Source organism: Tenacibaculum sp. ZH5_bin.1, from assembly GCF_042865525.1.
Classification (GTDB): Bacteria; Bacteroidota; Bacteroidia; order Flavobacteriales; family Flavobacteriaceae; genus Polaribacter; species Polaribacter mesophilus.
The window spans coordinates 1,639,946-1,647,342 of record NZ_JBEGIO010000001.1 but is presented as its reverse complement, the minus strand read 5'-3'; the positions used below and the strand labels follow the sequence as shown (position 1 = coordinate 1,647,342).

The 7,397-nt window shown below is 32.1% G+C and carries 9 protein-coding genes and 2 tRNA genes; 7 read left to right on the top strand and 4 right to left on the bottom strand.

Features of this window, described 5'->3' with window-relative positions; genetic code table 11:
* Nucleotide 1: 1 nt before the first annotated feature.
* Nucleotides 2–74 (top strand) — tRNA-Gly (locus tag ABHQ57_RS07635).
* 34 nt (nucleotides 75–108) lie between these two features.
* On the opposite strand, the gene ABHQ57_RS07630 is transcribed toward ABHQ57_RS07635, so the two are convergent.
* Nucleotides 109–750, bottom strand: coding sequence for a rhomboid family intramembrane serine protease (locus ABHQ57_RS07630; protein WP_047789243.1), 642 nt, complete (start codon nucleotides 748–750; stop codon nucleotides 109–111).
* Between the two features lie 87 nt (nucleotides 751–837).
* On the opposite strand from ABHQ57_RS07630, the gene ABHQ57_RS07625 reads away from it, so the two are divergent.
* Nucleotides 838–1,746: a lysophospholipid acyltransferase family protein gene (locus ABHQ57_RS07625; RefSeq protein ID WP_167713527.1), complete on the top strand. Its 909-nt coding sequence runs from the start codon at nucleotides 838–840 to the stop codon at nucleotides 1,744–1,746.
* A gap of 81 nt (nucleotides 1,747–1,827) precedes the next feature.
* On the opposite strand, the gene ABHQ57_RS07620 is transcribed toward ABHQ57_RS07625, so the two are convergent.
* The 3 genes from ABHQ57_RS07620 to ABHQ57_RS07610 form a co-directional block, all read right to left on the bottom strand.
* Nucleotides 1,828–1,903: transfer RNA gene (locus ABHQ57_RS07620), tRNA-His, on the bottom strand.
* Nucleotides 1,904–1,958: 55 nt separating this feature from the next.
* The gene (bshB1, locus tag ABHQ57_RS07615; protein ID WP_167713526.1) at nucleotides 1,959–2,675 is read right to left on the bottom strand and encodes a bacillithiol biosynthesis deacetylase BshB1; all 717 of its coding nucleotides are present in this window, start codon (nucleotides 2,673–2,675) and stop codon (nucleotides 1,959–1,961) included.
* 63 nt (nucleotides 2,676–2,738) lie between these two features.
* The gene (locus ABHQ57_RS07610; RefSeq protein WP_167713525.1) at nucleotides 2,739–4,148 is read right to left on the bottom strand and encodes an MATE family efflux transporter; all 1,410 of its coding nucleotides are present in this window, start codon (nucleotides 4,146–4,148) and stop codon (nucleotides 2,739–2,741) included.
* 152 nt (nucleotides 4,149–4,300) lie between these two features.
* Between ABHQ57_RS07610 and ABHQ57_RS07605 the strand changes: the two genes are divergently transcribed.
* The 5 genes from ABHQ57_RS07605 to ric all read left to right on the top strand — a co-directional run bounded on the left by ABHQ57_RS07605 (nucleotide 4,301) and on the right by ric (nucleotide 7,387).
* Entirely contained in the window at nucleotides 4,301–5,059 is a 759-nt protein-coding gene (locus ABHQ57_RS07605) for a Rossmann-like and DUF2520 domain-containing protein (RefSeq protein WP_167713524.1), read from the top strand.
* On the top strand, nucleotides 5,043–5,570 hold the full coding sequence (locus tag ABHQ57_RS07600) for an HAD family hydrolase (protein WP_167713523.1): 528 nt from the start codon (nucleotides 5,043–5,045) through the stop codon (nucleotides 5,568–5,570). Before ABHQ57_RS07605 ends, ABHQ57_RS07600 begins: the two co-directional genes overlap by 17 nt.
* A 50-nt stretch (nucleotides 5,571–5,620) precedes the next feature.
* Nucleotides 5,621–6,046, top strand: coding sequence for a DUF2147 domain-containing protein (locus ABHQ57_RS07595; protein WP_073181225.1), 426 nt, complete (start codon nucleotides 5,621–5,623; stop codon nucleotides 6,044–6,046).
* 114 nt (nucleotides 6,047–6,160) lie between these two features.
* On the top strand, nucleotides 6,161–6,601 hold the full coding sequence (locus ABHQ57_RS07590) for an Rrf2 family transcriptional regulator (protein WP_047789250.1): 441 nt from the start codon (nucleotides 6,161–6,163) through the stop codon (nucleotides 6,599–6,601).
* A gap of 66 nt (nucleotides 6,602–6,667) precedes the next feature.
* On the top strand, nucleotides 6,668–7,387 hold the full coding sequence (gene ric / locus ABHQ57_RS07585; RefSeq protein WP_167713522.1) for an iron-sulfur cluster repair di-iron protein: 720 nt from the start codon (nucleotides 6,668–6,670) through the stop codon (nucleotides 7,385–7,387).
* Nucleotides 7,388–7,397 lie beyond the last annotated feature (10 nt).

Below are 7,397 nucleotides of genomic sequence, written 5' to 3'. Positions count from 1 at the left end.
TGCGGGAGTAGCTCAGTTGGTAGAGCGTCAGCCTTCCAAGCTGAATGTCGCCAGTTCGAACCTGGTCTCCCGCTCAAAAAAAAACCGAAACTAATGTTTCGGTTTTTTTTATTTATTTAGCTTATCTCCAAATAAAAACAATCCTAGAATAATTACTCCCATAATACCAACCATTATTGTATGATTTGTTATCACACCTGGTCGCAACACTAATGTTATCAAATATCCACCAATAGCACCTCCTAAATGAGCGGAATGACCGATATTACCTACTTGGTTTTTCATTCCGTAAATAGAATACAATAAATATCCTACACCAAAAACATATCCTGGAATTGGTATTGGTATTGGCAACATAACCAACTCCATACTTGGATATAACATTATAGAAGAAAATATTACTCCAGACACAGCTCCTGATGCACCAACTGCACTATAATAAGGCATTTTTTTATGTTGATACAACGAATACATACTTCCCGATATTAAACTTACAAAATAGATTAAAATAAAATTGAATGTACCAAAACTTGAGTCAACTACTTTTCCAAATAAATACAAAGCATACATATTAAATCCTAAATGCAACCAATCTACATGCAAAAAACCTGAAGTTAACATTCGTATTTTTTCTCCCCCTAATATTCTTTGAACTTGAAATTTATAACGATCAAAAAAAGCTGCATCACTAAATCCTTTTAAAGATACCAACACATTAGCTACAATTAGTATAATAATAATTTGACTCATAATTTATGTTTATCCACAAACATAAACAAAAGTTAACAAAACAAATCATTCAGTAATTAATACGATATTTGTCAAAAATATCATTTAATGAAACTATTCTTATTTATTATTGTTTATCCACTAATATGGATGCTATCAATTTTACCCATGAGATTATTATATATAATTTCTGACTTTTTCCGTCTTATTATATTCAACCTTATAGGATACCGTAAAAAAGTGGTTGTAGAAAATCTAAAAAAAGCTTTTCCAGATAAAAGCGACAAGGAAATAAAAAACATTGCAAGAAAGTTTTACAAACACTTTGTCGATTTAATTTTTGAAAGCATTAAGTCTTTTACCATTAGTAAAAAAGAAATACATAAACGCTACAAATACAAAAACCCTGAACTAGTAAACAAACTAACTAAAGAAGGTAAAAGCATTGCTTTAGTAGGAGCACATCAAGCTAACTGGGAATGGTCTTTTGGACTTCCTTTAGTTTTGAACGGAGATGTTTTTGGTGCCTATACAAGGCTTGCCAACAAATACTTTGAAAAAGCTGTAAAAACTTCAAGAACTAAATTCGGAATTATTGGTTTAAAAACTTCTGAAACTGTCAAAGGAATTCACAAAAATTACAAAAATAAAACACAAGGAATATACATATTATTAAGCGATCAATCTCCTCAAATACACAAAACTCATTATTGGGCTAAATTCTTAGGTATTAAGGTTCCAGTACATACTGGAGCTGAAATACTTTCAAAAAAATATAACTTTGCTGTAGTCAACTATGTTGCAAAAAAAGTTAAGAGAGGTTATTTTGAAGTTGAATTTGAACTGATAACAGAAAATCCAAAAGATTTCGAAAACTATCAAATAACAGACAAGTATTTAGAAATTACCGAAAAAAATATCAAAGCACAACCAGAGTTTTATTTATGGACACACAAACGCTTTAAACATAAAGACAAATACGCGCAATGGCTAGAAAACAGAAAAGCTTCTCAATAAACTGAGAGGCTTTTTTATTCAACACTAATTTTAAAAGTAAATTTAAAACACAAAAAAACCTTCTCAAATTGAGAAGGTTTTGGGTGAAAGACCGGGTTCGAACCGGCGACCTCCGGAACCACAATCCGGCGCTCTAACCAGCTGAGCTACAATCACCATGTAACTTGCGGGTGCAAATATACATTCTTTTTACATTGTGGCAAAACTTTTTTTTAAATTAATTTACTTAAATTTTCTACTGCCACGTAACGTTCTGATGTAAAGCCTTCTGCAAAATCAACTCCTATTAATCTACCCAAATCTCTTGCCCTATACTCTATACTATCGGTAAAGTTTTTACTAGTTATAGGCGTTTCTGGCTCATTACTTTTCGGATCAAAAAACTGTGATGAATACGCCATAACTGAACTTATTTTTTTGTCCATAAAACCAGTAACATTTACCACAAAGTCAGGTTCAATATTTTTCCATTGTATATAGTGATAAACTTGTTTCGGTCTCCATTTTTCTTGTTGAGCTCCATCTAACTCAGTTACTATTTTAAGCAAACCACTTAAAAAACAAGCATCAGACACTAACTGACTTCCTTTAGAATGATCAATATGGCGATCATCAATAGCATTACACAACACTATTTCTGGTTGATACTTACGTATCATTTTTATAACCTCTAGTTGATGTTCTTTATCATTTTTAAAAAAACCATCTGCAAAACCTAGGTTTTCTCGTATTGATACTCCTAAAATATCAGCGGCTATTGATGCTTCTTTATCACGCAATTCGGCAGAACCTCTTGTTCCTAACTCTCCACGAGTTAAATCAACTATCCCAACTTTTTTCCCTTCTGAAATTTCTTTAGATAAGGTCGCTGCACATCCTAATTCAACATCGTCAGGGTGCGCTCCAAAAGCTAATATATCTAGTTTCATTTATTGTATTGTTTTATATAGTACTTCCTTTAAAATAATTATAGCTAATTTACTAAATGAAGTTTACACTTTAACTGTTTTCCATTTTCCTTTTTTAAACATCCAAATACCAACAACAGCTATTAAAATTTCTGCAAAAGTTATTGCTAAAAAGACTCCTATAGGACCAAAATCTAACGTAATAGCCATTATGTATGCAAACGGTAATTGAAATAACCAGAAGCACACAAAGTTGATATAGGTTGGTGTTTTGGTATCTCCTGAACCATTAAAAGATTGAATTACAACCATTCCATAAGCATATGCTATGTATCCAGCTGCCATAATTTGCAAACACAAAGCTCCATTTTCAACAACTTCAGTCTTTTCAGAAAACCATCCTAAAAAAGTTGGAGCAAAGAATATATAAATCAATGAGACTGCTCCCATAAAAATTGCACAATATTTACTCGTTATCCAAACAGACTTCTCTGCTCTCTCAGGTTGTTCTGCTCCTAAGTTTTGACCTACCAATGTTGCTGCTGCATTACTCATTCCCCAAGCAGGCATCAAGGTAAACATCATTATTCGAATGGCAATTGTATACCCTGCTAGCACTTCACTACCAAATTCTGACATAATTCGCATTAAAAACACCCAACTTGAAGTTCCGATAATAAACTGCCCTATTCCTCCTAATGACACTTTTATTAAGTTTATCATTACAGAAACTCTAACCACTAAATCTTTAAACGCTATTTTTATTTTACCTGCTCCAAAAAACAATACTCCTAATTGCGCTATAACTGCCGTCCCTCTTCCAATCGTTGTTGCAATAGCCGCTCCCTCTACTCCATATGCAGGTATTGGACCTAACCCAAAAATAAAAATAGGATCAAGTATAATATTTAATCCGTTTGATAAAATCAGCGTCCACATTGCAATGGATGCATTTCCCGCTCCTCTAAAAACAGCATTGATTAAAAACAATAACATTACTGTTATGTTTCCACCCAATAATACACGAGTATATCCGTAACCTTCAGCAATTAAATCAGGCTCGCCTCCCATAAGTGCTAATATTTCCTTCGGATATACAATTCCAACAATACTAATAAGGATAGAAATAAAAACTCCTAAAAATATAACTTGCACTGCTGTTTGATTTACTCCTTCTAAATCCTTCTCCCCTGTTCTTCTAGCGACTAAAGCTGTTGCTGCCATACTTAACCCTATGGCTACAGCATACACTAACGTAAGTACAGACTCTGTTAACCCTACAGTAGCTACAGCATTTACGCTTACTCTAGATACATAAATAATATCTACCAAGGCAAAAATAGATTCCATCAGCATTTCCAAAATCATCGGAATTGCTAATACAAAAATTGCTTTACCAATACTTCCTGTCGTAAAATCTTGCTGTCTTCCTAAAACAGCATCTTTAAAAAGTGAGAATATAGTTTGTTTTGATGTTTGATTGTTTTCAGTCATTATAAAGTTTTATAAATACATAAAATTGTCTTAAAAGAAATAAGACATAACTATTTGTTGCTCAAGCAACACAACTATTTGAGGTGACTTATACAATCATAATGGTACAAATATGCGAAAATAATTTTAATTAATTTCAATATCTTCGTGCTATGATTAAGGTTGCCATTATAGGAGGCGGTAATGTAGCTACACATTTAGCCAATGCTTTTAGTAAAACAAACGAAGTATCGTTAGTACAAATGTATGCTCGAAATATAGAGCAAATAGAGCATTTAAAAGAAGTTACTCCTATTACAAATAGTATAGAACTTTTAACAGAAGCCGATGTGTATATCATTGCGGTTTCTGATGATGCTATTGGTGATGTTTCTCGTAAAATTGAACAAAAAAACGGCTTAGTTGTACACACTTCTGGTAGTGTAGCTATGCAATCGTTACAAAACAGTGGACGCAAGGGTATTTTTTATCTATTACAAAGTTTTTCTAAAGACAAAGATGTAAACTTTGATGAAATTCCTTTTTGTTTAGAAGCTGAAAACGAAGAAGATTTGCAGTTATTAGAGACCCTTGCTAAATCTATTGGAAAAAAGGTATATCGAATCAACTCGGAGCAACGTAAACGATTACATGTTGCTGCCGTTTTTGTAAACAATTTCACTAATCACATGTATAAAATTGGCGCTGATATTTGCAACGAATATCAAGTTCCTTTTGAAGTATTACTACCTCTAATTCAGGAAACAGCTCAAAAAATAACCGAATTGAGTCCTAAGGCAGCACAAACAGGTCCTGCCAAAAGAAATGACCAAAAAACTATTCAAAACCATTTAGCATTATTAAATGCTGAACAACAAGAAATTTATAAACTTATTACAAAATCAATCCAACAAAATGGAAAAGAGTTATAAAGAATACTTACCTCAAATAGATACCTTTATTTTTGATGTAGACGGAGTATTAACTAACGGAATCGTAACCGTTTTTCCTGACGGACAGCTTGTACGTCAAATGAATATTAAAGATGGATACGCCTTAAAAGCAGCTGTAAAAGCTGGCTATAAGGTTTGTATTATTTCTGGTGGAAAAAACGAAGGAGTGCGTACACGTTTAGAAGGCTTAGGTATTACCGATATTTATTTAGGAGCTCATGATAAGATTCAACAGTTTAATGAATTGGTTGAAAAATACAAACTAAACCCAGAAAATATAGTGTACATGGGAGATGACATCCCTGATTACCCTGTAATGAAACTCGTTGGTATGCCCTCTTGCCCTAACGATGCTGCTCGTGAAATACAACAAATTTCAAGATACATTTCTGATAAAACTGGAGGTAATGGTTGTGCTAGAGATATTATAGAACAAGTATTACGTGTACAAGGAAAATGGGATAGTAACTTTGATGCACAATACGATTAATTAATTGGAATACTTTTTGAGAATTAAAATACTATTAAAACTTTTAAATTATGAAAAAAATACTTTTTGCTTTATTATTTACAACCGTTAGCTTATCCATGAGCGCACAAACTATTTTCGGAAAATGGGAAAATCGTGACGAAGAAACCAATAAAGTTGACTCTGTAATAGAAGTATATAAAAAAGATGGAAAGGCTTACGCCAAAATTATTGAGATTACAGACAAAAATCGTCAAGAAGCTGTTTGTGATAAGTGTAGTGGAAAGCGTAAAAACAATCCTATTTTAGGAATGAATATTTTAACAGGTCTAAAAAAAGATGGTGATGAATGGAGTGGTGGAAAAATTTTAGATCCTAAAAACGGAAAAGAATATAAATGTTATATTAAACTTGAAAACGACAACAAGTTAAAGATTAGAGGCTACATAGGTTTTGCTGCCTTTGGTAGAACCGCTTACTGGTACCGAAAAAACTAAGTCTTAAAAACATTCAAAAGCATCATTTTTTTATGATGCTTTTTTTATAAAAAAATAAAAGACTTTAGTGTCTTTTATAAAGAAAACTAATATCTTTGTAACATATTATTTTATATGTTTTCAAAATCTTGTGAATACGGTTTAAGAGCAACTATTTTTGTTGCAGAACAATCTAGCTTAGATAATAAAGTTGGTGTAAAAACTATTGCTGCCGCTATTGATTCTCCTGAAGCTTTCACAGGGAAAATATTACAAATTTTAACAAAAAATAATATCATTGATTCTATTAAAGGTCCTTATGGCGGATTTGTAATTAATAAAGCTGACCTTAAAAAAATTCGCTTAAGCGATGTGGTTCGTGTATTAGATGGTGATAGTATTTATACGGGTTGCGGATTGGGTTTAAAACAATGCGACGATAGCTCTCCTTGCCCTCTTCACTTTAAATTTGTAGAGATTAGAGATAACTTGAGAAAAATGTTAGAAGGAAACACCCTACATGATGTATTATACACCAACGACAAGAAAAATACTTTTTGGCTAAAACGAGAATAAAAAAATTTAGAACAATAAAAGATAAAAAGGTCTTTTTATGATTTATAAACATTAAATAAAAACAAAATGAAGATAAATAACAACTCAATAGTAGCAGACATAGTTGCGAATAACTATAAAACAGCTACAATTTTTAAGCTTTACAGAATTGATTTTTGCTGCAACGGTAACAGAACTATTCAAGAGGTTGCTAAAAAAAAGAACATTGCTCCTGATATATTAATCAATAAACTAACTCGCATTGATAAAGGTTCTAAATCTACTAACGATTATCAAAGCTGGTCCTTAGATTTTTTGTGTGATTATATCTACCAAAATCACCATACCTATGTGGAAAAACAAATTCCTGAAATTTTAGAATATTTAACCAAACTAGCTAAAGTACATGGTAACAACCATCCTGAGCTACACGAGGTTTTACAACTCTTTAAAGAAAGTGCTGGGGAACTTACTACACATATGAAAAAAGAGGAACTTATTTTATTTCCTTTTATTAAAAAGTTAGTTGAAGCAAGTAACTCAAACACTCCCCTTTCTCCCCCTCCATTTGGTACGGTAGAAAATCCTATAAACATGATGCACACAGAGCATGATAATGAAGGTAGTAGATTTAGAACAATTGCAAAACTTACCAATAATTACACTCCCCCTGAAGACGCTTGTAACACTTACAAAGTTGCTTTAGCAATGCTACAAGAGTTTGAAGAAGACTTACACAAACACATTCATTTAGAAAACAACATTCTATTTAAAAAAACAATCAAATTAGAAAATCAATTAAATTAAATAACTAATA

What these genes read in the sequence shown, in the direction of transcription:
- ABHQ57_RS07605 (WP_167713524.1), top strand. Translation starts at nt 4,301, where the DNA reads ATGATTAAGGTTGCCATTATAGGAGGCGGTAATGTAGCTACACATTTA.
- bshB1 (WP_167713526.1), bottom strand. Translation starts at nt 2,675, where the DNA reads ATGAAACTAGATATATTAGCTTTTGGAGCGCACCCTGACGATGTTGAA.
- ABHQ57_RS07600 (WP_167713523.1), top strand. Translation starts at nt 5,043, where the DNA reads ATGGAAAAGAGTTATAAAGAATACTTACCTCAAATAGATACCTTTATT.
- ABHQ57_RS07590 (WP_047789250.1), top strand. Translation starts at nt 6,161, where the DNA reads ATGTTTTCAAAATCTTGTGAATACGGTTTAAGAGCAACTATTTTTGTT.
- ABHQ57_RS07610 (WP_167713525.1), bottom strand. Translation starts at nt 4,148, where the DNA reads ATGACTGAAAACAATCAAACATCAAAACAAACTATATTCTCACTTTTT.
- ABHQ57_RS07625 (WP_167713527.1), top strand. Translation starts at nt 838, where the DNA reads ATGAAACTATTCTTATTTATTATTGTTTATCCACTAATATGGATGCTA.
- ABHQ57_RS07630 (WP_047789243.1), bottom strand. Translation starts at nt 750, where the DNA reads ATGAGTCAAATTATTATTATACTAATTGTAGCTAATGTGTTGGTATCT.
- ABHQ57_RS07595 (WP_073181225.1), top strand. Translation starts at nt 5,621, where the DNA reads ATGAAAAAAATACTTTTTGCTTTATTATTTACAACCGTTAGCTTATCC.
- ric (WP_167713522.1), top strand. Translation starts at nt 6,668, where the DNA reads ATGAAGATAAATAACAACTCAATAGTAGCAGACATAGTTGCGAATAAC.